At 44.9% G+C, this 23,758-nt stretch carries 20 protein-coding genes; 6 read left to right on the top strand and 14 right to left on the bottom strand.

What is annotated here, in order from left to right:
* Window positions 1–6 precede the first annotated feature (6 nt).
* The gene (aroB, locus tag D0T66_RS11955; protein ID WP_163357532.1) at window positions 7–1,065 is read left to right on the top strand and encodes a 3-dehydroquinate synthase; all 1,059 of its coding nucleotides are present in this window, start codon (window positions 7–9) and stop codon (window positions 1,063–1,065) included.
* Here the strand turns inward: aroB and D0T66_RS11950 are convergent.
* From D0T66_RS11950 to D0T66_RS11925, 6 genes are all read right to left on the bottom strand, one after another.
* A complete protein-coding gene (locus D0T66_RS11950; protein ID WP_163357531.1) occupies window positions 1,060–2,970 on the bottom strand; it encodes an ATP-dependent DNA helicase RecQ in 1,911 nt (636 codons plus the stop codon). The genes aroB and D0T66_RS11950 overlap by 6 nt on opposite strands.
* A gap of 58 nt (window positions 2,971–3,028) precedes the next feature.
* A complete protein-coding gene (locus D0T66_RS11945; protein ID WP_163357530.1) occupies window positions 3,029–3,766 on the bottom strand; it encodes an MBL fold metallo-hydrolase in 738 nt (245 codons plus the stop codon).
* A gap of 83 nt (window positions 3,767–3,849) precedes the next feature.
* Complete coding sequence (gene recJ / locus D0T66_RS11940; protein WP_163357529.1) at window positions 3,850–5,574, bottom strand: single-stranded-DNA-specific exonuclease RecJ; 1,725 nt, start codon at window positions 5,572–5,574, stop codon at window positions 3,850–3,852.
* 219 nt (window positions 5,575–5,793) lie between these two features.
* On the bottom strand, window positions 5,794–6,579 hold the full coding sequence (gene proC, locus D0T66_RS11935; protein ID WP_163357528.1) for a pyrroline-5-carboxylate reductase: 786 nt from the start codon (window positions 6,577–6,579) through the stop codon (window positions 5,794–5,796).
* 740 nt (window positions 6,580–7,319) lie between these two features.
* Window positions 7,320–8,663, bottom strand: coding sequence for a DUF1080 domain-containing protein (locus tag D0T66_RS11930; RefSeq protein WP_163357527.1), 1,344 nt, complete (start codon window positions 8,661–8,663; stop codon window positions 7,320–7,322).
* 15 nt (window positions 8,664–8,678) lie between these two features.
* Window positions 8,679–10,100, bottom strand: a complete 1,422-nt coding sequence (locus tag D0T66_RS11925) for a Gfo/Idh/MocA family oxidoreductase (protein ID WP_163357526.1) — start codon at window positions 10,098–10,100, stop codon at window positions 8,679–8,681.
* A 270-nt stretch (window positions 10,101–10,370) separates the two neighbouring features.
* Here D0T66_RS11925 and D0T66_RS11920 point away from each other — a divergent pair, with 270 nt between their 5' ends.
* The 5 genes from D0T66_RS11920 (at window position 10,371) to D0T66_RS11900 (ending at window position 15,193) form a co-directional block, all read left to right on the top strand.
* Entirely contained in the window at window positions 10,371–11,087 is a 717-nt protein-coding gene (locus D0T66_RS11920) for an MBL fold metallo-hydrolase (protein ID WP_163357525.1), read from the top strand.
* A gap of 15 nt (window positions 11,088–11,102) precedes the next feature.
* On the top strand, window positions 11,103–11,483 hold the full coding sequence (locus D0T66_RS11915; protein ID WP_163357524.1) for a VOC family protein: 381 nt from the start codon (window positions 11,103–11,105) through the stop codon (window positions 11,481–11,483).
* 107 nt (window positions 11,484–11,590) lie between these two features.
* The gene (locus D0T66_RS11910; RefSeq protein WP_163357523.1) at window positions 11,591–12,931 is read left to right on the top strand and encodes a hemolysin family protein; all 1,341 of its coding nucleotides are present in this window, start codon (window positions 11,591–11,593) and stop codon (window positions 12,929–12,931) included.
* Between the two features lie 21 nt (window positions 12,932–12,952).
* Window positions 12,953–14,083 (top strand): tRNA guanosine(34) transglycosylase Tgt, encoded by a 1,131-nt coding sequence (tgt, locus tag D0T66_RS11905; protein ID WP_163357522.1) that lies wholly within the window; start codon window positions 12,953–12,955, stop codon window positions 14,081–14,083.
* Window positions 14,084–14,095: 12 nt separating this feature from the next.
* Entirely contained in the window at window positions 14,096–15,193 is a 1,098-nt protein-coding gene (locus tag D0T66_RS11900) for an LptF/LptG family permease (RefSeq protein ID WP_163357521.1), read from the top strand.
* A gap of 1 nt (window position 15,194) precedes the next feature.
* On the opposite strand, the gene D0T66_RS11895 is transcribed toward D0T66_RS11900, so the two are convergent.
* The 8 genes from D0T66_RS11895 to D0T66_RS11860 all read right to left on the bottom strand — a co-directional run bounded on the left by D0T66_RS11895 (window position 15,195) and on the right by D0T66_RS11860 (window position 23,713).
* Window positions 15,195–15,836 (bottom strand): DUF4294 domain-containing protein, encoded by a 642-nt coding sequence (locus D0T66_RS11895; protein ID WP_163357520.1) that lies wholly within the window; start codon window positions 15,834–15,836, stop codon window positions 15,195–15,197.
* Window positions 15,837–15,936: 100 nt separating this feature from the next.
* Entirely contained in the window at window positions 15,937–16,962 is a 1,026-nt protein-coding gene (locus D0T66_RS11890; RefSeq protein ID WP_163357519.1) for a glycosyltransferase family 2 protein, read from the bottom strand.
* Window positions 16,959–17,876, bottom strand: a complete 918-nt coding sequence (locus tag D0T66_RS11885; RefSeq protein ID WP_163357518.1) for a lysophospholipid acyltransferase family protein — start codon at window positions 17,874–17,876, stop codon at window positions 16,959–16,961. The genes D0T66_RS11890 and D0T66_RS11885 overlap by 4 nt, the downstream gene beginning before the upstream one ends.
* Window positions 17,873–19,189, bottom strand: coding sequence for a tRNA (N(6)-L-threonylcarbamoyladenosine(37)-C(2))-methylthiotransferase MtaB (mtaB, locus tag D0T66_RS11880; protein WP_163357517.1), 1,317 nt, complete (start codon window positions 19,187–19,189; stop codon window positions 17,873–17,875). Before mtaB ends, D0T66_RS11885 begins: the two co-directional genes overlap by 4 nt.
* A 99-nt stretch (window positions 19,190–19,288) precedes the next feature.
* The gene (locus D0T66_RS11875) at window positions 19,289–20,551 is read right to left on the bottom strand and encodes an FISUMP domain-containing protein (protein ID WP_163357516.1); all 1,263 of its coding nucleotides are present in this window, start codon (window positions 20,549–20,551) and stop codon (window positions 19,289–19,291) included.
* Between the two features lie 384 nt (window positions 20,552–20,935).
* Window positions 20,936–21,445 (bottom strand): hypothetical protein, encoded by a 510-nt coding sequence (locus tag D0T66_RS11870; RefSeq protein ID WP_221412219.1) that lies wholly within the window; start codon window positions 21,443–21,445, stop codon window positions 20,936–20,938.
* Between the two features lie 125 nt (window positions 21,446–21,570).
* On the bottom strand, window positions 21,571–23,217 hold the full coding sequence (locus D0T66_RS11865; RefSeq protein WP_163357515.1) for a diphosphate--fructose-6-phosphate 1-phosphotransferase: 1,647 nt from the start codon (window positions 23,215–23,217) through the stop codon (window positions 21,571–21,573).
* 46 nt (window positions 23,218–23,263) lie between these two features.
* Window positions 23,264–23,713: a hypothetical protein gene (locus D0T66_RS11860; protein WP_163357514.1), complete on the bottom strand. Its 450-nt coding sequence runs from the start codon at window positions 23,711–23,713 to the stop codon at window positions 23,264–23,266.
* Between the last annotated feature and the right edge of the window lie 45 nt (window positions 23,714–23,758).

Genomic DNA, 23,758 nt, shown 5'->3' with positions numbered 1-23,758 from the left:
GAATCTATGCAACAAATAATAAAAGTCTCCGACCTCGACAAGGATTTATCCGCCATTATCGGACAACTAAGTTTCGATAAACTGTTCGTGCTGACCGATGTCAACACCGATAAGCTTTGCTATCCGCTTATTGCAGGGAATGAGTACATCGCGCAAGCCGGAAAAATCACTATCGGTTCGGGGGAGACGCACAAAAGCATAGACACCCTGTCGCAGATATGGCATTATTTAGTTGAACATGGGGCAACCCGCCATTCTCTGCTTATTAATTTGGGCGGCGGAATGCTGACCGATATTGGCGGCTTTGCTGCTGCCTGCTTCAAACGGGGAATCAAGTGTATCAATATACCCACTACCCTGCTCGGCGCTGTAGATGCGGCCGTGGGAGGTAAAACGGGTGTTAACTTCGACGGTCTGAAAAACGAAATCGGGGCGTTTGCTCCTGCCGAAGCCGTTTTGATAGACTCGGAGTTTTTCAAGACACTCAACCATCAGAACTTACTCTCGGGATATGCCGAAATGATTAAGCACAGTTTGCTGGATAGCGATAAGGAATGGAAAGCGATTACCTCTTTCGATACGGAGGAGATTGACTACGAGCGATTAAAAACACTCACGTTCAGCTCCGTAAAGGTTAAAGAGAGAATCGTGGAACAAGATCCTTTCGAAAAAGGTATCCGCAAGGCTTTGAATCTGGGGCATACTATCGGACACGCTTTCGAAAGCCTTTCTTATGAAAAGAACAAGCCCGTTCAACACGGATATGCAGTTGCTTGGGGAATCGTCTGTGAGTTATATTTATCGCATAAATACTGCCATTTCCCGAAAGAGAAATTCTACCCGACGGTGTATTTTATCCGCGACAACTACCCTGATTTTATCTTCGACTGCGACGACTACGAACAACTCTACGACTTGATGAAGCACGACAAGAAGAATGCTGCGGCAGATAAGATAAACTTCACTTTTTTGTCGGATATTGGGAAAATAGAGATAGACCAGTCGGCCAGTAAAGAAGATATTTTCGAATCGATTGATTTCCTGCGCGAAAGCGTCGGACTATGATTCCTGCCTACTCAGAGCGACCATTTCGCCATCTATACGGAAAGTACCTTTGTCTGCTTCGAAGCGGATTACTGTTGTTACATCCTTTGCGGGGAAGATGGCTAAAGTCTCTATAAGCAGGCTTATCGGAAGAGGTTTTTCTTTTAACAATCCGCACAAAGCATCCGCTATTTCGTTATAACGTTTATTGGTCAGCCCCGAATCGTTTTTAGCCAGACAAACATCGCAATGTCCGCAATCCTTAGATGTTTCCTCGCCAAAGTAATTGAGCAAATAACGGCTCCGGCAAACGGATTGCTGCTGTGCATAATCTGTCATTGCTTTTATACGGGTATCGAAGCGCAGCTTCCGGTCTTCATATATCAGGCGCGGAATAGTAAGGTATTTCTTATCCACACGCGTTTGCCGATATGTCACCAACGGCATCTTTTTATGCGGGATATAGTCTATAATATTCCTTTTGTCCAGCATTTTCAGTATCTCATACACCTCTTTCCGCTTCATCTCTAAACGGGTAGCAATCGCCCCTTCGTCGATATGGGCATAATCGGTAAAAAGCCCTGTATATAAGCGTAGTATAATACTGATAACCGCATCGGTATCTTTATCGAAATTGAAGTGATACAACTCGTCCCGATAGACAGTAAACAGCAGGCGCGAACGGTTATCAATCTCGTCGCTGTAATCGATATATCCGGCTAACGCCAATAGCTTCAAGGCGCTATGCACAGGTATCATCGGCAACTTATAATTGGCACAAAACTCCTTCAAGTTGAAGTCGTAGGTCATATTCAACCCTGCTCCTTCGGCCACCTGAAAGTAGAACGCCAGACGCTCGTACACCTGCGCTACAAAATCGCGGTCGGGAAACTCATCTACAATACGCTTTTTCAGCTTGGTCGCATCCGATTTATTATACAGAATCACGGCATAAGCCTCCAATCCATCGCGACCGGCACGCCCCGCCTCCTGAAAATATTCCTCTATGGCGTTGGGCAAATCCATATGCACCACCAAACGCACATCGGGCTTATCTATCCCCATCCCAAAGGCATTGGTAGAGACAATCACGCGACATTCGTTGTTCTTCCACGCCGTTTGCTTCCTCGCCTTATCCGTATGAGGCAGTCCCGCATGAAAGAAGTCTGCCGAAAAGCCCTGTTGTTGCAGGTATTCGGCTATTTCTTTTGTCTTCTGGCGGCTTCGGACATAGACAATCGCCGTTCCCTGCAGACGGTTCAATATCTTGACCAATTGCTCATTCTTATCTTCCGCATGGCGCACCAGATAAGCCAGATTCTTCCTTTCGAAACTGGTCTTGAATACATTTTTTTGCTTGAACAGGAGCTTATTCTGTATATCATCCACTACTTCGGGGGTAGCCGTTGCCGTCAAAGCCAACACAGGCACTTCGGGCAGCAATTCGCGCAAGTTGGCTATTTGCAGGTAAGAAGGGCGGAAATCGTACCCCCACTGCGAGATACAATGCGCCTCATCGACTACGAGCATCGAGATATTCATCTCGCGCATTTTCACCAGAAAGATGTCGGAAGATAGCCGTTCGGGCGAGACGTAGAGGAATTTATAGTCGCCGAAGATGGCGTTTTCGAGTGTCGTGATAATCTCATGCCGGGCCATACCCGAATAGACGGACAAGGCTCTGATTCCCCGTTGGCGAAGGTTGTCTACCTGATCCTTCATCAAAGCAATCAAAGGGGTAATAACCAGACACACTCCCTCCTTTGTCATTGCCGGAACCTGAAAAGTAAGGGATTTACCGCCCCCCGTAGGCATCAGCCCGAGGGTGTCTTTGCCCTCGCTTATGGCATGGATAATATCTTCCTGCAACGGACGGAAGGAAGTATATCCCCAATATCGATGCAAGACTTCATGATACTTATCCATTCGGTTTCATAGGTATTCTGAATAACCAACTTGTAACTCGTAACTTGTCTACCTGTAACTATTTCTTATTAGACATCGGACGAATAAGGTGCTCAATCCCATTATTGTCGATGCGTTTGGATTGGATCATCTCCCCCTCCTTTGCATGGTACGTGTACAGATACTTCGGCTGTACCTTTAATGCCGCATCAACAAACATATTGGCATCCATCGTATAGGGTAAATTCTGTGGCAGAAATGCAATATCCACTTTTCCTTTCAAGACATCCATCTCCGGTATATTTTCCGTATCACCGGCTATATACACGACAAATCCGGGCTTACCGAACTTCAGGACATAACCGTTTCCACGTCCTTTGGGATGGTATGGTTTGCCATCAGGGAGCGCATGCTTTATATTGTAAGCCGGAACGACATCGATTCCTATTCCATTCCACGAAGCAATATCACCATTCTTCAACACTTCGCCATATTTCAGTATATCATAACACGACTGTGAGAGCATGAGGCTTGTCAAAGCATCCTCTTTCTCCACCAATTTCAAGGCTTCCATATCCAAATGATCCCGATGCTCATGCGTCAACAGGATCAAATCGGCTTTGGGCAACTCCGAATAATCAGCAACAGCCGAATAAGGATCGATATGGATAATCTGCCCTTTATACTCGAGCATAACAGAGCCGTGCCCCACCAGCGTAACATACAATGTATCTTCGCCCACAAGGTATTTATCTGCCGGAATCACTTTCCCCGACTGCACCTCGTATGGTACTTCATTCTTATTGTCTGTTTCCATATTATTCTTGCTTTTTCCGTTACATGAGACAAACAGTAGCAAAAGCAGAATAGCCGATAAAACACACGTCTTTCTCATAAGGCTCAATAATTAGTTGTATCTATGTCTTTTACATACAACTGCATCGTTTTCTTGCCCCGATGGTTATTTTCTTCGAGTGTATAGCAAATATCGAACAGGTTACCGTTCTTTATACTGCCGAACACATCTCCCTGGCGGAACGCAATGCCATTGACAGGCAAAGAAGTGCTCTGATCTATCATTTCCAGTTTGATGTGCATATCCGACTTACCTACAAGCTTGCTCGTACCGTAGTCCATCACCTTGCGGGTCATAAATATCGGATTTTCGTTCTCAGGGCCGAACGGGGCAAGCATCGCCAAATCATCCGTAAACTTCTGGTTAATCTCCTTGAATGTCAACTCCACATCTATATCAATTTGAGGCTGCATCATTTCGGGCGCTATGGCCTCGGTGGATATTTCCTCGATGCGGCGGCGAAATTCTGACAGATGTTCCTCTTTCAGCGACATGCCTGCGGCATAGGTATGCCCTCCGAAGTTCTCGAGGATATCCTTGCACGACTCTATCGCTTTGTAGACATCGAATCCCGCAACCGAGCGCGCCGAACCAGTAATCAGCCCATTCGACTTCGTCAATACGATAGCCGGACGCAGGTATTTCTCCGTCAAGCGCGAAGCCACGATTCCGATTACACCCTTGTGCCAGTTCTCGTTATAGATAACGATACTCTTCTTTTTCAGCATGTCCAGATGCCCGTCTATGAAGCTATTAGCCTCATCGGTGATGCGCTTGTCCAGTTCGCGCCTATCGTCGTTATAATGGTCGATATTCTCGCTCATTTTACGGGCTTCGTCCACCGAACTTGCCAGCAGAAGGGCTACGGCTTCTTTCCCGTTCATCATACGGCCTGAGGCGTTGATACGCGGGCCTATCTTGAAGACGATATCGCCTATCGTTATCTTTTTCCCTGCCAGTCCGCAGATATCGATTATTCCGCGTAAGCCAAGGCTGGGATTGGCATTGATTTGTTTCAGTCCATAATGGGCAAGAATGCGGTTCTCGCCTGTTATGGGCACAATATCCGAAGCTATGCTCACCGCTACGAGGTCGAGCAAATCGTTCAGCTCCGAGAAAGGCATCCTATTGTTTTGCGCTAACGCCTGCACCAGCTTAAAGCCTACCCCACAACCCGAAAGATGCTCGTAAGGATATTTGTTATCCAACCGCTTGGCATCGATAACCGCCACGGCATCGGGCAAGGTTTCGTCGGGCATGTGATGATCGCCAATGATGAAGTCTATCCCTTTTTCTTTGGCATAATCGACTTTATCAATGGATTTTATACCGCAATCGAGGGCGATAATCAGCTTCACACCCGTCTCGGATGCGTAGTCTATCCCCTGATCCGAGATACCATACCCTTCGTCGTAACGATCGGGGATGTAATAATCGAGATTTGTCGTAAACTTTCGTAAGAACTTATAAACCAGAGCAACGGCTGTTGTTCCGTCTACATCATAATCGCCATAGATAAGAATGCGTTCTTTTTGCCCCAACGCTTTTTCTATTCTTTCTATCGCTTTACCCATATCGGGCAGAAGAAAAGGATCGTGTAAGTCCTTGAGGCTCGGATAAAAGAATCCTCGCGCTGCCTGGCCGGTCGTGATACCTCGTTGTACCAACAATTGAGCCAGGACAGGACTGATAGACATCTCCTGTGCTAACTTATCTCTTTCTTCTGTTTGTTGTGGTGTAAGGGCATGATAATTCCATTTGTAAATCATTATATATATTGTTTTTTCTTTCTCAGGGTTCAGGTACGGAAAGGAGCACAACTCGAGCTACATTTGCCTCACAGACAAGACTTTCCGCGACAGAACGGTATCTTAAAGCTCTCACATGAACATAGATACCACTTAATTCGTAAAGATAACATATATAATATGAAATCAGTCTTCCAAGGATATAAATTTACATGCCGAATAATTAATTTTTACTAACATTTATTTTATAAAACTGGCTTTCAAACCTTTAATCACGGCAGATGTGAATCCGGCATGTTCCATCTCGTTCAAACCCTTTATGGTAATACCTCCGGGCGTAGTCACCTTGTCTATTTCCTCTTCGGGATGCGTACCGTTTGCCTCGAGCAACTCGATAGCTCCGCGCAAAGTCTGGATGACAATATCTTTCGATTTGGATGCCGAAAAGGCCATTTCCACTCCCCCTTCGGATGCCGCGCGGATATAGCGGAAAGCATAGGCTATTCCACACGAAGCCAACGACATGGCTGCCACCATTTGCTTCTCTTCTATCAGTTCTACTTTTCCCACTTCGGCAAAAATGTCCATCACCAATTGGGTTTGTTCGGGCGTCGCGTTTGCTGCACTGACAAATGTCATGCTTTGTTTGACTGCAACAGCAGTGTTAGGCATCACACGGAAGACAGGCTTATCGTCGGATGTCCATTCCGATAGCTGGGCGAGGGTGATTCCAGCAGCCACCGAAATCAGCAGTTGCTTCGGATTATTCAGAAACGGACTGTAATCTCCTACAAAATCTGCTATCAACCAAGGCTTTATCGCCAACACAACAATATCCGCCTGACTGATAGAAATATAATCATTTGCAACTGCATTTATGCCTTTGCAAGCATGTTTCAATTCATCGGCTTTCTCCTGACGGCGGTTGATAACCGTTATATCTTCGGGTGCAAATAAGTTTCCACTCGCCAGCCCTAAAGCAATAGCGCCTCCCATATTGCCGCCACCTACAATTGCTATCTTCATATTTCTTCTTTTTGTAATAAAATGCCTTAATCAAAAGCAAATATACAACAATCTGCCGTTTAAAGCGAATCAATGCTGACTTTTATATCCCCTCTCAAAAGTGACAAAAGTGTTACTTTTTTGTCACCTTGCTGTTACTTTTGCTACCCTTATTTTGACCTCATTATGAATTGGTTAAGGTAAAACAGCAGAGAAAAAGTATATTCATCTCGAATATTTTTCATGTATATCTTTTTTCTTTGTCATGCCGAAGTCTATCTGAGGCATCTCGTCACACAATAAGGAGGAGACTTCTCACCTTCGTTCGAAGTGACAAAAAAATAACATACCTCTACTCATCTCGGGCATTTTCACAAAGTTACTTTTAATGTACCTTCCATGCTGAACGGAGCAAACCATTGTCCTATTCATAAAATAAGAGAATTGCCACGCCTTTTAAGGCGTGGGTAAAGTTCATTCCCCGAAACAATGACTTTAGTCAAAAAGATTTGGCTAAAGCCTTTCTCAAAGAGCCCATATCTATACCTCCACTTAAAAGTGGAGGCAATCAACTAAAATAGGACACATAGCAAAAAAGCAACATAGTTCTACTTATTTCTCGTAAACTTGTTTACTTGTAACTCGCAACTAAATTACTGATAAATTTCCAGCCACATAATTGCCCCGTATTAACAAAAAAAGCCCGAGAATAATCCCGGGACTTTTTACTTGTAAATTGCTGTTTGTATGTATGCTTGTAATTATGGTAATTCTTTAATTTTCACGTTTTTGAACCATACCTCATCGCCATGGTCTTGCAGTAGGATATTCCCTTCCGCCCAGTTGCCGAAGTTAGGCCAGTCGCGATATTTACTGTAAGCAACAAGGGCATTCCACATATCGTTGTTGCGCTCGTATTCAAGAATCTTCGTTCCGTTCAACCAATGCTCCACATGGTTGCCTTTCACCACAATAGTAGCCGTATTAAACAACCCTTTATTAAACGGCTTGTTGGCAGGGGCAGGTATGAGGTCGTAAAGCGAACCCAGTTTCCGGTTGCCTTTCACGCCCAATTTAGCATCGGGGTGCTTCTCATCGTCCAGAATCTGGAACTCGCAACCGATTGCCGAACCTTCGCCTTTGTTCAGGTCTGGATTCACAAAGTATTTGATACCACTGTTGGCGCCTTGTGTTATTCTGAAATCGACTTTAAGAATGAAATTCTTGTATTTGCGGGTAGTGACGATATCGCCGCCGTTGGTGGATTCGCCGCCATCGCTGCGCATCACTTTCAACAGCCCTTTATCAATTACCCAGCCTTTCTCCGGAAAAGATGCCAATCGTGCCCCTTTCCAGCCGTTGGTCGTTTGTCCGTCCCACAGAAGTTTCCAGCCATCCTGCGCCTCTTTAGGAGAAAGCGTATTGGTGATAGCATTTACTTCGGGTGCTGTCGACGAGCGTTTATATTTTTCCACATCGGTCGTACAGATACGGATATCTTTCCAACTTATTGTTTTGCCTTCTTCTTTTTTGTTCCCGATTGAATGTACTTGGAGGGCTATAAATCCCTCCGGCGTCATATCATCCCACACATTAGCACACGGAATATCGTTGACCCACGTGCAGATAGAATTGCCGATAGCCTCGATGCGTACTTTATTCCATCCCTGCTTATAGGCTTTTTGGGCGGCAGGATTGTAGTTCATCGGATAGAGCCATCCACGGCGCGCCTCGTCATAGATACCTCCTGTCCAAGCACGACCCGAAGGGTCTATCTCGAACTGGTAACCATGCACGCGGCCTTTGTCGTAGTCTTTTTTGCTCAGGCTGCGGAATTGAACACCCGAGTTGAGGCCGTCGTCTACTTTAAAATCGAACTCGAGGATGAAATCGCCATAATTCTTTGCCGTTGCAAGAAATGTATTGGGCGTACCCATTTTCGAAGTACCGACAATCGTACCGTCTACGATTTTATATTCGGCCGTTCCGTTCAGCTTTTTCCAGCCTTTCAGGTTCTTCCCGTTAAAGAGAGGCTCCCATTTTTCCTGCGCTACCAACGAAGCCGCAAAGAGAAAAAGTAGTACGAATAGTATATTTTTCTTCATGATATATTGGTTAAATTATAGTTTATAAAAATCTTCCCATCCTTTGCGTGGCGGAATACCCGACAACATAGCATTGGCAAAGGCATTATTCGTAATCTGCTTGGTGCGGCTGTCGAAATAGAATTTCGTATTCAGGCGTTGCGCCATCACTCCCAGCGAGAATACCTGACTCAATGGTCCATGTATCTCAAACGGAGAACGTGTTTTCTCCATTCCCATACAGGCCAGCAAGAAATTCTCATAATGGTTCGACGGGCTTTTCGGCACTTCCGGCAATTTCGAAGCCATATCGCGGGCTTTGCTCTCGGGTATGATAGACAGCGTGCTGCCATGCGAAGCCCCTTTGAATGTCAGCTCTTTGCTATAAATAATTTTGCCCGGATTGATAGTTGTTTTCTTGATTTCGCCTGCGCCCGAAGCCGGTATATTAGGATCGAGCGCCGACTCGCCATATCCGTCGGGGATAGGCGGAAGGTTGTCTACCCCATCGTACCAAGTAATATCGCAGGCAGGCATATTACCTCTCGGCCCGAACTTGAATTGTATAGTCGACGATGTAGGGAAGAAATAATCGTTGTGCCCCGTCAGTTTTATCGGATTCACTTCGTACGGTAAACCTAAGTCAAGGAATTCGTGCGCCGTGTCGAGGATATGCGCACCCCAGTCGCCCAGTGCCCCCATACCATAATCGTACCACGAACGCCATTCGCCGTTGTCATATTTGTTGTTATACTCGTGATATGGAACGGCACAATGCCAGTTCATCCAGTCCAATGTCTTCGGAATCGGCTGCGCTTCGGGGTATTTATAGATATTCGTGTCCCATCCATGCCAGCGGCGCGGATTGTTCATGTGAGCCACTACATGCGTCACATCTTTGATGATTCCCGCATCCTGCCATGCTTTGAACTGAAAATAGTTCGCTTCGGAGTGCCCTTGGTTGCCGACCTGTGTCACCACATTCGGATATTTACGGGCAGCCTGCATCATCAGTTCCGCTTCGAGGAAAGTGCGTGCCATCGGCTTTTCCACAAAGACATGTTTGCCGTAGGCCATCGCCATCATACAGATAGGGAAATGCGAATGGTCGGGCGTTGCAATAGCAACCGCCTCGAACTGATTGCCCATCTTATCGAACATCTCGCGAAAATCGTTGAATTGCTTGGCTTTCGGGTATTTAGCCATCACCTTTCGTGTATGCGGAGCGCCCATGTCTATATCGCAAAGCGCTACAACATTCACCATGCCGGTCTTTTCAAAATCACCCAGAATAATTTGCTCGCCGCGGTTACCGATACCGATGTATGCAATATCGACTTTGCGGTTTGCTCCCACTACCCGCTTATAACTTTCAGCTTTCAATGGGTTAATACTTCCGACAGCAAGTCCGGCCGATGCCAGTCCGGCTGTCTTCAAAAAATTCCTTCTTGTAACCATAATTCTCTATGAGGTATTATATATATGTTAGTTAAGTAGTTAAAATATATTTCGGCTATTATTTTATGACGAGACGCAAGCCCATAATAATACAGACTAACAAATAAAATTTATCAGGTCAAAGCTTCAGGTTGTGAATATGAACTATTCACTTTGGTTAATCGTTTGGCTAAACAAAGGAACTAATAATAGCCCTTTTCTCAAAATATCGGCGAATCATTAAAACATGTTGTTGAACATATTTATAATTTCCCTATCTTTAGAAACGATATGAAACTGACCTATATATACCACAGCGGCTTTGTATTAGAATTCGATGATTTTGCTATTATTATCGACTACTATAAAAGCATGGACAAGCGTACGGATGAGTATCTGGAACAACTTCTGGCAAGTGGAAAACTGCTGTACGTATTGGTTTCGCACTCGCACCACGACCATTTCAATCCCGATATCCTTCGATGGGAAACGCCAATGGAAGATATTATTTACATCTTCTCGAAAGACCTTTTAGACGAAGGGAAAAGCAAGGTAGGAGATGCCTTTTACTTGCAAAAGACAGAGACTTACGAAGACAGGTTCTTGAAGATAAAAGCATACGGCTCTACCGATTTGGGCATATCGTTTTACATCGAAGTTGAAGGCAAAAGATACTTCCATGCAGGCGACCTCAACAACTGGCACTGGAACGAGGAATCGACTGCCAAAGAGGTAGAAGAAGCCGAAGACTTTTATCATAACGAGTTAGCTGAAATAAGCAAGGAAGTAAAGCACTTGGATTTAGCGATATTTCCGATAGATGCCCGTCTCGGCAAAGATTTTATGAAAGGCGCCAGAGAATTTATAGAAGCCATACAAACCGATGTATTAGCGCCTATGCATTTCACTGCCTCCCCTGACAAAATAAAATTATTCGAGCCTATTGCCCATAAGCATCATTGTCAGTATATTTGCTGGAAATCCACAGGAGAAAGTATAATCATCTAAAAAACTATATATAACATGGAAGTAAAAGGCAGATTCGACCATTTCAATATCAATGTGACCAATCTCGAAAAAAGTATCGAATTCTACAACAAAGCCTTGGGGCTGAAAGAAGTCCGTCGCAAAGAAGCCTCCGACGGTTCGTTTATCCTTGTCTATCTGGGCGATGGCGTGTCGCCGTTCAGCCTCGAACTGACATGGCTGCGCGACCATGCCGGTACACCTTACGAGTTAGGCGAGAACGAAAGTCACCTGTGTATGCGTATGGAAGGCGACTATGATGCTATGCGCGCCTACCACAAAGAAATGGGCGTTGTGTGCTACGAAAACACGTCGATGGGGCTTTACTTCATCAACGACCCCGACGATTACTGGATTGAAGTGCTCCCGCTCAAATAAGATTTTTTAATAAATAAATCGCCGGTCGGCTAAAAATAGTCTGATTTAATTAAAGATATGATGCAATGAAATATTATCTTTGCAACATTGAACATTCAATTTAAAAGATGGATATTTTTCTTTCTGTTTTAATTACTTTTTTCTTTGTATTTCTCAACGGTTTCTTTGTGGCAGCAGAGTTTGCTATCGTCAAAGTCCGTTCTTCCCAGCTGGAAATCAAAATCCAGGAAGGTAACAAAAGAGCGATACTCTCCAAGCACATCACCCATCATCTCGATGCTTATCTTGCCGCAACGCAGTTCGGTATCACCATTTCATCCCTTGCATTAGGTTGGCTGGGAGAACCTGTCGTATCTAAATTGTTGCTGAGCCTGCTCGATTTGTTCAATCTCTCGGTAGACCCGTCTATCGTTCACAAAATAGCGCTGGTGACAGCATTCGTTGTTATCACCATCCTGCACATTGTATTAGGCGAGCTTGCCCCTAAATCGCTGGCCATCCAGCGGGCGGAGCAAACCACCCTCATCGTTTCGTATCCCCTGCACTGGTTCTACCTTGTCTGCAAGCCATTTATCTATGTCCTCAACGGAATAGCCAACTTAGTCATCAAAGCCGTGGGCTTGCATGTAGTGACCGAACAGGAATCATACAGCAGCGACGAATTGAAATACTTGGTCGACCAAGTAAAAGAAAGCGGAAATTCAGAAGAAACGGGAGGCCCCGACTATGAGTTGATACAAAATGCGTTCGATTTCTCCGACCGTACAGCTAAGCAGATTATGGTTCCGCGGACGCAAGTGGTAGCCATCGACGTGAACGACTATGACAACAGTTCGCTCGATTTCGTTATCGAAGAAGGATATTCCCGCATCCCGTGCTACGAGGATAATATAGACAATACCATCGGTGTAGTGCACCTGAAAGATATTCTGCGCAAAATGCGCGAAAACAAATCGGACGAGGATGTTATCAATATCCGTTCTATTGTCCGTCCCGTTACATTCATCCCCGAGACAAAACGTATCGGTGCGCTCCTCAAGGAGTTTCAGGTAAAACACCAGCAAATAGCGATGGTGATAAACGAATACGGAGGTGTCGAAGGCATCATCACGATGGAAGATATATTGGAAGAAATCGTCGGCGAAATACAAGACGAATACGATAACGAAACGCCTTTCGTGGAAAAAACGGGTGACAGCACTTATCAGGTGCTTGCCACTGCCGCGATGGACGACATCAACGACGATCTCCCCCATCCTATCGACAAAGAGGGACAATACGATACACTGGCCGGATATCTCATCGACAAATTCGGACGGATACCGACTACACGCGATAAATTAGTTTCGGAAGATTATGAATTTATCGTACTGAAAAAGAACAAAACAACCATTACATTAGTCCAAATGAAAGACTTACTTCCGAAAGAAGAGGAAGAAAGTGAATAAATTAGTAAGCAAACCCGCTTAATGGATTTCGAATTACAATATACCGACAACTATTCGCATGCACGTGCCGGACTGATTACGACAGACCACGGACAAATCGAAACGCCCATCTTCATGCCCGTAGGCACGCAAGGTGCGGTAAAAGCCGTGCATATGACCGAATTGGAACAAGACATACATGCCCAGATTATTCTGGGTAATACCTATCACCTGTATTTACGTCCCGGGCTTGAAGTGCTGCGTCTGGCAGGCGGGCTGCACAAATTTAACAGTTGGAGTAAGCCTATTTTAACAGATAGCGGAGGCTTTCAGGTATTTTCGTTAGCTGAAAACCGGAAGCTGACGGAAGGAGGCGCTATTTTCCGCTCACACATCGACGGCTCGAAGCACATGTTTACGCCCGAATCGGTGATGGACATAGAACGGACAATCGGTGCAGACATCATCATGGCTTTCGACGAATGTACGCCGGGTGATGCGGATTACGCTTATGCCAAGCAATCGCTCGAACTGACCGAACGTTGGCTTGACCGCTGCATCAAACGCTTCGACGAGACGGAATGCGAATATGGCTACCGGCAGGCGCTTTTCCCTATCGTACAGGGATGCGTCTACCCCGACCTGCGCAAACGGGCTGCCGAAAATGTAGCATCTAAAGGAGCGGACGGAAACGCCATCGGCGGATTGGCCGTAGGCGAACCGACCGAAAAGATGTACGAAATGATAGAGGTGGTGAACGAAATTTTGCCGAAAGACAAACCCCGCTACCTGATGGGGGTGGGCACTCCCGCCAACCTGCTCGAAGCCATCGAGCGCGGTGTGGATATGTTCGACTGCATCATGCCGACGCGCAACGGTCGCAACGGGCAGCTTTTCACCAAAAACGGCATAATGAATATGCGAAATGCTAAATGGTCTAAAGATTTCAGCCCGATTGAAGAAAATGGCGCGTCATTCGTTGATACTTTGTACACAAAAGCCTATCTTCGCCATCTGTTTATCACGAACGAGATACTGGCACTACAAATCGCCTCGATTCATAATCTGGCATTTTACCTGTGGTTAGTCGGCGAAGCTCGTCAGCATATTATAAACGGAGATTTTTCTTCGTGGAAAAAAATAATGGTGGAAAACGTATCGAGAAGGTTATAAAACAAACTGAATATGAAGCTAATATCTATTCTCGACCGATATATAATAAAGAAGTTTCTGGGGACATATATTTTCTCCATCATCCTTATTATATCCGTAGCTATCGTATTCGACATCAACGAACGTTTAGATAAGTTCATCGAAAAAGAAGCACCGCTGCGTGCTGTTGTTTTTGATTATTATCTCAACTTCATCCCTTACTTTTCCAACCTGTTCAGCGCATTGTTCGTCTTCATTTCGGTTATCTTCTTTACATCCAAATTAGCCGAAAACTCGGAGATTATAGCCATGCTGTCCAACGGCATGAGCTTCAAACGGCTGATGAAACCTTATATGATATCGGCTGCCGTGATAGCCGCCCTAACGTTTACACTCAGCAGCTTTATCATTCCTCCGGCCAATAAGACGCGCATCGACTTTATGAATACATATATCAGGGATAAAAGTACCACCCACGCCAACGGCACACAAATGCAGATAGGTGAAGGTACCATCTTTTATCTCGGACGGTTCAACAACAGGGACAAGACCGGCGCCGAATTAGCGCTCGATTATTTCGACGGAAAAGACCTGAAATCGCGTCTCACAGCGCGCAGGGTTCAATACAACGACAGCAATTCGTGGACATTAAATAATTATTCGATTCGTATCTTCGAGGGAAACAGGGAAAGAATCATTACAGGGACAACTATGGATACCCTGCTGAATGTAACGCCTTCGGATATTGTAGTCTCCGCAACCGATTTCGAGATAATGACCACGCCAGACCTCTACAACTACATCAAACGACAGCGGGCGAGAGGCATAGCAAGCGTCGGCGATGTCAGCATAACCTCCTTCGAAGTGGAGTTCCATAAACGGTTTGCCTCTATCCTTTCGGCATTTATCCTTACCATTATAGGCGCTTCGCTCTCGGCACGGAAAGTGAAAGGTGGGATGGGATTGAATATAGGAATAGGATTGGGATTGAGCGTGACTTACATCTTGTTTCAGACTATCAGTTCGTCGTTTGCCGTATCGGGTGCTATGCCTGTGATACTTGCCGTGTGGCTGCCCAATATCATCTACTCGTTCATCGCCGCTTATCTGTACACCAAAGCGCCGAATTAATCTACTGCCCGAAGTAGAAAGAGGAAGCCATATAATAATCGAGCGACCCTTCTTCCAGTTGAATAACAATCGTTTCTATTTCGGCATCCGCCCCTTCGGGATCATACTTTGTTTTCAGGCTGTTCCCAAATAATCCGGCAAAGGTGTTATAAACACCGGCACGAAGGTCTCCAAGTAATGATTTCACAATGGTATAAGAAGAAGTATTGCACTCGCGGTCGATAAGCTTAATCAGTATTTTCCCTTGATTCTTAGTCATTTTCATCAAATGCGGCTTGTATTCGTCCATCATATATTTCTGCACCTCCTCCAGATGCTTTTGCTTAGCTTTCTCATCCGGCAGTGTCTCCATATATTGATAGGTCTCGATAATCGAATTGGCTATCATACGGGCATAGGGATGCGTCTTGCGCACATCGCGAACCAGTTTGGTATATTCCAATCGCTCTTTCTGGCTCTTAAATTTGCGGGTAGAAAAAATATGCACGGGACGAAGTCCGAATAAAGGAATGGTATCAGAATCGACTATCACGAACAACTGCCTGCGCATAGGGACTTGCACGCTATCAGTCGCCGCTTCCTGTGCCAAGAGGGAGGAAGCAAACAAAAAGATGGTACATGCAATGAATAACAGTCGTTTCATACTTAGCCTACAATGAATTTAATACCTCGACGTTTGTGTACAGATTCTCGCCAAATATACAAGAATAATCGTTTTTGGTTGTATGTTTTCTCTTAAATTATCAAAAACCCGTGAGTTGAGAGAATAATTTCCGGCCGGAGAGATAGTATTCTTTTATCAGGTTGCGGGGGTAAATAGTGTTAATCGTCGCGCATGTTGTCAGCGACAAATTCTGCGAGCGGACGGCCGCATATTCCGCTTTCATCTTATTGAAGTCTTTCCGTGCCTTGCGGATAGCCTTTACCTGACCGAACTTACCCGACAAGACAAAACGAAGAGCCGCCAGCCAATCGTACAAATGGCGTTCGCGCAGGACTTTCTTAAACGATTCCTCCGGCAGATTTTTGTATAACATCAACAAGTTATTGCGGAAATTCAGGTAAGTTTTGCGGGGACTTTCCTCATCCAGCGTAGCGCCACCGATATGATAAACAACCGACTGTGGAAGGCAGCACAATCGCCTGTCACGCGCATTCAGCCGCCAACACAAGTCTATTTCCTCCATGTGGGCGAAGAAAGAAGCATCGAAGCCTCCCGCCTCAAAAAAATCCTTCGAACGAATAAGCATACATGCCCCCGACGTCCAGAAAACATCGTGTGCCGTATCGTATTGCCCTCTGTCCTCCTCTACCGTGCCGAAAATACGCCCACGGCAAAAAGGATAGCCCAAACGGTCGATAAACCCTCCGGCAGCACCTGCATATTCGAAAAGTGATTTATTGCGATAAGCCTTTATCTTCGGCTGAACGGCAACAACATCGGCATGCTTGTCCAAACATTCGATCAATGGCTCAATCCAGCCTTGTGTCACCTCCACATCCGAATTGAGCAGGAGGAAATAATCGGCTTTCACCTGTTCCAGAGCTTTGTTATAGCCACCGGCATATCCATAGTTTTCCGCCAGACGGATTACCCGAACCTGCGGATATTTCGTTTCGAGCAATTGAATGGAATTATCAGTCGAGTTATTGTCGGCAACAATCACATCGGCTACTTCCGACGGTGTATTGTCCAGCACCGACGGTAGAAAGCAGTCGAGCAACTGCTCGCCATTCCAGTTTAATATGACAATTGCCGTGCGTTTCATTTTTTATGTTGTTCAGCTAATTTTGCCGCTACCTTCTCGCGTGTCCACTTCCAGCGTTTATGTGTCCACAGCCAATAAGCAGGATTGCGCATAATCGTCTTTTCCATCTCGCGTATATAACGCTCCGTTATAGCATTTTCGGGTTCGGCCTGCGGATTATCGCTTATCAGGCGCACGGATGCTGTATAATAGCCCCGCTTCACCTTCTGCACATCTAAATAAGCAACTGCAAAGCCTGTTTTCTTGGCAATACGTTCCACTCCTGTATAAACAGGTGTATCCTGATTCATAAAGTTCGTCCAGTAATGGATATTATTGAGCGACGGCGTCTGGTCGGACATAAAGCCTATCATCGTCTGGATATTCTCCTTTTTGAGGCGGATAATCTCCCGCAAAGTATTATTCTTAGCGATACCGAACGAACCGAAACGGCTGCGCAACTTCAGGAATAAATCATCGAATGCCTTGTTTTTCAATGGGCGGTATATCTGCCCCAGTCGCATCTTTCCGTTTTCTTTGCAAAGGTTGATAGACGGCACCCATTCCCAGTTGCCATAGTGCCCCAGAAACATCAGGATAGAATTACCTGCCTGCGAGATACGTTCGACTTGCTCCATATTCTCGAAACGCATACGCTTTTGCATCTCTTTGTCGCTGATGTGGAATAGCTTTATCGTCTCGACGAAATAGTCGCAGAAGTGATGGTAAAAGTCTTTTTCTATCTTGCGCCGTTCCTCCTCCGATTTCTCGGGGAAAGCATTTTTCAGGTTCAGGCGTACTACTTTCAGGCGGTAGCCTATTGTCTTATAAACAAGCAGATACAAGACATCCGAAAGGATATACAACACACCCAACGGCAAAAGGGCATGCAGAAACATCCAGATGTAGAAGATATAGTAAACTACTTTATTCATAACTTCTCAACTTTTAGGGTTGAATCGGATTCGTTGAACTCGCCCAGACGAACATCCGTAATATTATTAACCAGCGCTTCGTCGTAAGGCATCCCCACTTTCACATAATTCTCCGTAAAGCCATACATCATTCCGTCGTGCTGTGTATGTTCGAACAGCACTTTGGCTGTTTTTCCTTGCTGCGCCTCGTAAAAAGCCCGCAACTTGCGGTCGGAGATATCCAGCAACGCCCGGCAACGGTTGTGCTTCGTTTTGGGATCAACTTCATGATCTATTTTGAGCGCCTGCGTATTCGGGCGTTCGGAATAGGTAAATACATGCAGTTGCGATAGGTCGAGGCTATCGGTGAACCGGCGGGCATCTTCGAAATACCCGTCCGTTTCGCCCCGTGTACCGACAATCACGTCTACCCCGATAAAGGCATGCGGCATCACACGCTTTATCGTCTCTATCTTATGACGAAACAAAGCCGTATCATATTTGCGGCGCATCAGCTTCAGAACATCATCCGAGCCCGACTGCAACGGGATATGGAAGTGCGGAGCAAAGCGTTTCGAGGCGGAAACAAATTCTATTATCTCATCTGTGAGCAGGTTCGGCTCGATGGAAGAGATGCGGAAGCGTTCGATACCTTCTACCTCGTCCAAGCGTTTCACCAAGTCGAAGAATGTTTCGCCGGTGGTCTTCCCAAAGTCTCCGATGTTGACACCCGTCAGCACAATTTCCTTGCCGCCTTTGGCTGCCACTTCTTTTGCCTGATCCACCAAGCTCTCGATTGTCCCGTTACGGCTTCGCCCACGGGCAAAAGGGATGGTGCAATAGGAGCAATAATAGTCGCAACCGTCCTGCACTTTCAGGAAGTAGCGCGTGCGGTCGTCTTCGGAACAGGATGGCACAAAGGTTTTTATATCTTTCGTCTGGGTCGTATAGATTACGCCCTTATCTTTTTTCTTCAGTTCGTCCAAATAGGCAATAACATCCAGCTTCTGCTCCGAACCCAAAACTAAGTCTACACCTTCGATGGCCGCTATATCTTCCGGCTTCAATTGAGCATAGCATCCGGTAACAATCACAAAAGCTCCGGGATGGTCTTTTATCAGCTTACGCACCGATTGACGGCATTTTTTATCTGCCAGTTCGGTCACCGAACAGGTATTGACCACACATATATCGGCCACTTCGCCTTTGCGCGCCTTGCGGACGCCCACTGCGGCCAATTGCTTGCCCAGTGCCGACGTTTCGGCAAAATTGAGCTTACAGCCCAATGTCAGATAGGCTGCACGCTTATTCTCGAATATAGAATTGTCTATCATTTAATCTCTCACAATATAGGCTACAAAGATACGATAAATACCAATACAATGCAGCCCCCGAAAACTTCGGAGGCTGTGTATCTATTTTATGAGCCAGTCTTAATTCTTCTTACAACGGACAGGCAACATTTCGAAAGGTTTCACACCCGCATCTCTACTTATCACTTGATATGGTGAGTCGATCACTCTGGCATTACCACCCCCGAAATCCCTTATTCCAGTCCAAAAATAAACAGTCCCTCCATAATTATAAGGAATTCCACTAAATGCCGAATAAAAACCTAACGGCAAAGCATTAAAGCCCCCTTGCTGCACACCTTTGCTTTTTCCTACGAACGAATGTGTAGAATATAATGTTTCGCATTGGCTCATCATGGCTTTGGCATGACCCGCAGCAGCCGAAGAGCCCCGGTCGTTCGACATACTGGTATTCCAGTTGGTATCCCATGCCGATGGGCTGAAAGGCAAATCGGCAGAAGTATATGAACTGTATTTTTCGGGATTATTATAGATTTCCTGTTCCAACCGGTTCCATTCCACATCACTCGGCAAATGCCATCCTGCAGGACAAATACCCTGATAGCCAACAGCAAGCTCGTTCGCTCCACCTTCATATTCTGCTGCAGCAAACATATTATCGACAATCTCTCCCGGACTGATTGTTTCGTCGTAATTCACAATATTCAAGGCCGCTCCCTGCGTATAGAAAAGCCCCATCGAACGCTGTAATTTGAAATAGGTATCATCCGTTCCGTCGGTTGCTCCTGTCGCGCCATCCGGCAATGGATTAGGAAGGGGATCAGGCACAGGATAGCAGTAACGCTTATAGAAAGAGCCTCCCGGTTCACCTGCCTTTCTCCATGTAGATAGCAACGGAGGAGTACCTCCCTGCGCATAGGTAGTAGCCCGCAGATTTTCGATCATCCAGTCTCCCGCCGAACCGAAGTTGGCATATTTATATTCTTCACCATCGCGCGGATCTGTGAAAACCTTGACACCACCGGAAGCTAACGGCTGCCATTGTCCTCCATCCCAAACATACAATCCGGACGCAATATCCGCACATATGGCTTCGGAAGGGCTTACGGCATTATATACGAGTAATCCGGTATGATCGCCCGTATATTCATTTGCTGCAACTCCTTCGATAGTCAGAGAGATATCCGCATCGGCTCTTTTGATCAGCTTGACACGAGGCATTCCTAAGCCTTTGGTAGATGTTCCGTCCGACTCAGTCTTCAGGTCGAGCAATGTTCCTATAGCCGGAGGTTGTTCCGATCCGATAGTTACTTGTGCGAATGAATTGGTTGAAATAAATGCTAAAACGATTAGCAAAGTAGTTTTGAACAGTGGTTTCATCATATAATATTGCTTGTTATTAGATATTTGCTTACAAACTGATTGTAACAACTTAGCAAAAATAAATCATTAATATATTGAGTTTGAATTTTTGAGACAAACAAGGCTATTTACATGACGAACATGCTTATTTCTGCGACGAAACAAGATTTTGGCCTATTTTTCAATAGCCTTTTGCTCTTAAATTCTAACCCGGATTAATTGTTAAGTTGAAAATGCCCTTTCGCTTGCTTACTTTTGCCTGCTCACAAAAATACAATGCATTTCACGAGCCTATGAATCAATTAAATTTTATTAAGATCATTTATCATCATAATACAAGCAACGAGACTACCCCTGATGTCAAGGGCAGTCTCTCATTTATGTCTATTAATCTCTTGGTTGTTATCAATTTAATTCTTCCAGCGGCTTTTTATTATCCGATTTTATGAGTTTGGTTCTCAATGTCAGATATTCCTGCTCCGAAAGTTCTTGTTGTTTTTTTACGTTTCCTTGCTTGTCGAGTTCCATATACATAAAGTCCGGCAATTCTTCGTTTCCTGCCAATTGAGGGTCGATCAGCGGAGTTCCCTCTACGATGTAAGATTCTTCGCCATAAAGCAGGAACCACCACGATTTAGAATATACAACGCCATCGACCAGGGCAACCGCTCCCGGGCATTTTTCGATAGTGTTATCTATAGCTGTTTTCATATTCGGAATACCGGTAGGGATGATAATAATGATATACTTCTTATCCTCGCCTTCTATTCTGTTTGTACCCTTATAGAAGGATCCGGCTCTCGACAAATCGAAGTTTTTTGTTGAAATAATCGTAAAGTCTACTATGCGATAGGTACAACTGCTTAATAACAGGACAGAGAGGGCTACAATAGCCATGTAACATAATTTTTTCATAGAATATTCATTTAGGTTGTTAATCAAATAAAGCTCTCAAGATTAATAGAAAAGCAAATATAAATATAAAAACAATCCCTCCCTTAAAATATTTAAGGGAGGGACTAATATTTTTATGGAGAAGATTATTTTCCTTGCTCCAACTTCAACGTGATAGTAGGCTGATCGCATACTTCAGTAGGCCCGAAGTACTGGATAGGTCCCGGATATACATATTCCGTTCCTACCGCCCATTTGTCGCGGTTAGCTGCGAAATATTTGAATGGCGCGCCGTCCAATTCCACAAGTGCTTTACGGATAACCGGCTTCATTTCGCCATGACGGCGTTCCATGTTCATCATCATGGTGATAGGAATACCACCTGCAACCCACTCGGCAGCAGGAGCTGTCGTATTGCGAACAGATGACATATATCCTGTCTTGCCTGCACCGATAAGAACAGATGCTGTATAACCCAATGAGTAGCAATAGTCGGCATCGTAGTTCGAAGGGGCAGCACAACGTCCTTCGTATCCGAAGAAGTGTACCTGCGAAGCAAATTTACCGTTATATTGTCCTGCTTTCTTCATTTCGGCAAGCTTATTTCCTACCATTTCGGCCAATAATTTTTCAGTTTCGATAAGCGATACCTGTACGTTTCCGTGTGGGTCGCGGTCGAGTGTCAGCTGGCGGGCAACACCTTCCGGAAGGCTGGCAAATACAGCTGCATTTTCGGCAGAAAGGTTTTTCTTGATGTATGCCAATTGCTCTGCTTTAGGTACTGCATTAAATTCTTCCTGATGATGCGCCAGATAGTCGTTCAATTCGGCAATCAACGCTTTCATGGCAGGGATAAATTCGATCAATCCTTCAGGGATAAGCACTGTACCGAAGTTGTTTCCGTTTGCAGCACGTTTAGCAACTGCGTTAGCGATATCTGTTACAATGTCATCCAACGAAAGTTTTTTCGCTTCTACCTCTTCCGAGATAAGGCAGATGTTTGGTTGTACCTGCAAAGCACATTCCAAAGCAATATGCGATGCCGAACGTCCCATCAATTTGATGAAGTGCCAGTATTTACGTGCCGAGTTACAGTCGCGTTCGATATTTCCGATAACTTCGGAATATACTTTACATGCTGTATCGAATCCGAACGAAGTTTCAATCATTTCGTTCTTCAAGTCACCATCGATTGTTTTAGGACAACCAATCACCTGAACACCGGCATTGATAGCTGCATAATATTCAGCTAACACACAGGCATTTGTATTGGAGTCGTCGCCACCGATAATAACCAAGGCTTTGATATCTAATTTTTTAAGGATTTCGAGACCTTTATCAAATTGTTCTTTTGTTTCGAGTTTTGTACGTCCCGAACCGATCATATCGAAACCACCTGTATTGCGGTACTCGTCGATGATGTCGGCTGTGAGTTCCTGATATTTGTGGTCAACCAATCCGCCCGGTCCCATAAGGAATCCGTAAACTTTACTTCCTGCATTCAGGTTTTTGATACCGTCGAAAATTCCGGCAATCACATTATGTCCGCCCGGTGCTTGTCCGCCCGAAAGGATAACACCTACATTGATAGCAGGGAGGTTCACTTTTTCAGACGATTCTACAAATCTGAGTGTAGGCATTCCGTATGTGTTAGGGAATAGCTTTTTCACTTCGTCCTGATTGGCTACCGATTGTGTAGGAGCACCCTCTTCGATTTTTACATTGCCGTACAATGCTTTCGGCATTTTAGGTTTGTAAGCCGCACGGGCTACTTGTAATGCACTTTTTGTCATGTTGGTTCAATTAATTTTATTTATATAATATTTAGTGAATTCATTATCAACTGCCCTGATGTATTTCATAAACAGGCATATCGCCCTCATATCCCAAGAATCCCAAGCCTTCGAAAAAGACATGGTCATGCCCTTTGAGGTTCTTAGATGTTTTCTCGTTTATTTTAAACAATATCTCTCGTGCCGTAAAATTTTCGCCATTATCGGCTTTCAGTATAAACGATTCTTTTGTAAGAAACGACTTATAGAAATACTGAATCTTCACTTTAGGGGCATCTATTACCACTTTCGAGAGATCAATATTGAGATCCGTGTCGGCCTCCATACTTGCAAAAATCGTATTGGCCTGCTCCATCGTCAAAGTATCCATATCCAGATACCAAGGATATTCGCTCATGATAGTATTGGTATCCTCGCTCGGTTCGTAAGCCCTGCTTCCAAACCTACAGCCGGAGAATAATATGAAAATGAAAAATAAGAATATATATTTTTTCATAAGCGCAACAAATTTCGCTATTTTTCTTGAAATATGAAAACCTTT

This window comes from Dysgonomonas sp. 25 (assembly GCF_010501075.1).
GTDB lineage: Bacteria > Bacteroidota > Bacteroidia > Bacteroidales > Dysgonomonadaceae > Dysgonomonas.
This window is presented reverse-complemented; position numbering and strand designations above follow the sequence as displayed.

Coding starts and splice junctions, on each gene's coding strand:
- aroB (WP_163357532.1), top strand. CDS start 7: ATGCAACAAATAATAAAAGTCTCCGACCTCGACAAGGATTTATCCGCC.
- D0T66_RS11950 (WP_163357531.1), bottom strand. CDS start 2,970: ATGGATAAGTATCATGAAGTCTTGCATCGATATTGGGGATATACTTCC.
- D0T66_RS11945 (WP_163357530.1), bottom strand. CDS start 3,766: ATGGAAACAGACAATAAGAATGAAGTACCATACGAGGTGCAGTCGGGG.
- recJ (WP_163357529.1), bottom strand. CDS start 5,574: ATGATTTACAAATGGAATTATCATGCCCTTACACCACAACAAACAGAA.
- proC (WP_163357528.1), bottom strand. CDS start 6,579: ATGAAGATAGCAATTGTAGGTGGCGGCAATATGGGAGGCGCTATTGCT.
- D0T66_RS11930 (WP_163357527.1), bottom strand. CDS start 8,663: ATGAAGAAAAATATACTATTCGTACTACTTTTTCTCTTTGCGGCTTCG.
- D0T66_RS11925 (WP_163357526.1), bottom strand. CDS start 10,100: ATGGTTACAAGAAGGAATTTTTTGAAGACAGCCGGACTGGCATCGGCC.
- D0T66_RS11920 (WP_163357525.1), top strand. CDS start 10,371: ATGAAACTGACCTATATATACCACAGCGGCTTTGTATTAGAATTCGAT.
- D0T66_RS11915 (WP_163357524.1), top strand. CDS start 11,103: ATGGAAGTAAAAGGCAGATTCGACCATTTCAATATCAATGTGACCAAT.
- D0T66_RS11910 (WP_163357523.1), top strand. CDS start 11,591: ATGGATATTTTTCTTTCTGTTTTAATTACTTTTTTCTTTGTATTTCTC.
- tgt (WP_163357522.1), top strand. CDS start 12,953: ATGGATTTCGAATTACAATATACCGACAACTATTCGCATGCACGTGCC.
- D0T66_RS11900 (WP_163357521.1), top strand. CDS start 14,096: ATGAAGCTAATATCTATTCTCGACCGATATATAATAAAGAAGTTTCTG.
- D0T66_RS11895 (WP_163357520.1), bottom strand. CDS start 15,836: ATGAAACGACTGTTATTCATTGCATGTACCATCTTTTTGTTTGCTTCC.
- D0T66_RS11890 (WP_163357519.1), bottom strand. CDS start 16,962: ATGAAACGCACGGCAATTGTCATATTAAACTGGAATGGCGAGCAGTTG.
- D0T66_RS11885 (WP_163357518.1), bottom strand. CDS start 17,876: ATGAATAAAGTAGTTTACTATATCTTCTACATCTGGATGTTTCTGCAT.
- mtaB (WP_163357517.1), bottom strand. CDS start 19,189: ATGATAGACAATTCTATATTCGAGAATAAGCGTGCAGCCTATCTGACA.
- D0T66_RS11875 (WP_163357516.1), bottom strand. CDS start 20,551: ATGATGAAACCACTGTTCAAAACTACTTTGCTAATCGTTTTAGCATTT.
- D0T66_RS11870 (WP_221412219.1), bottom strand. CDS start 21,445: ATGAAAAAATTATGTTACATGGCTATTGTAGCCCTCTCTGTCCTGTTA.
- D0T66_RS11865 (WP_163357515.1), bottom strand. CDS start 23,217: ATGACAAAAAGTGCATTACAAGTAGCCCGTGCGGCTTACAAACCTAAA.
- D0T66_RS11860 (WP_163357514.1), bottom strand. CDS start 23,713: ATGAAAAAATATATATTCTTATTTTTCATTTTCATATTATTCTCCGGC.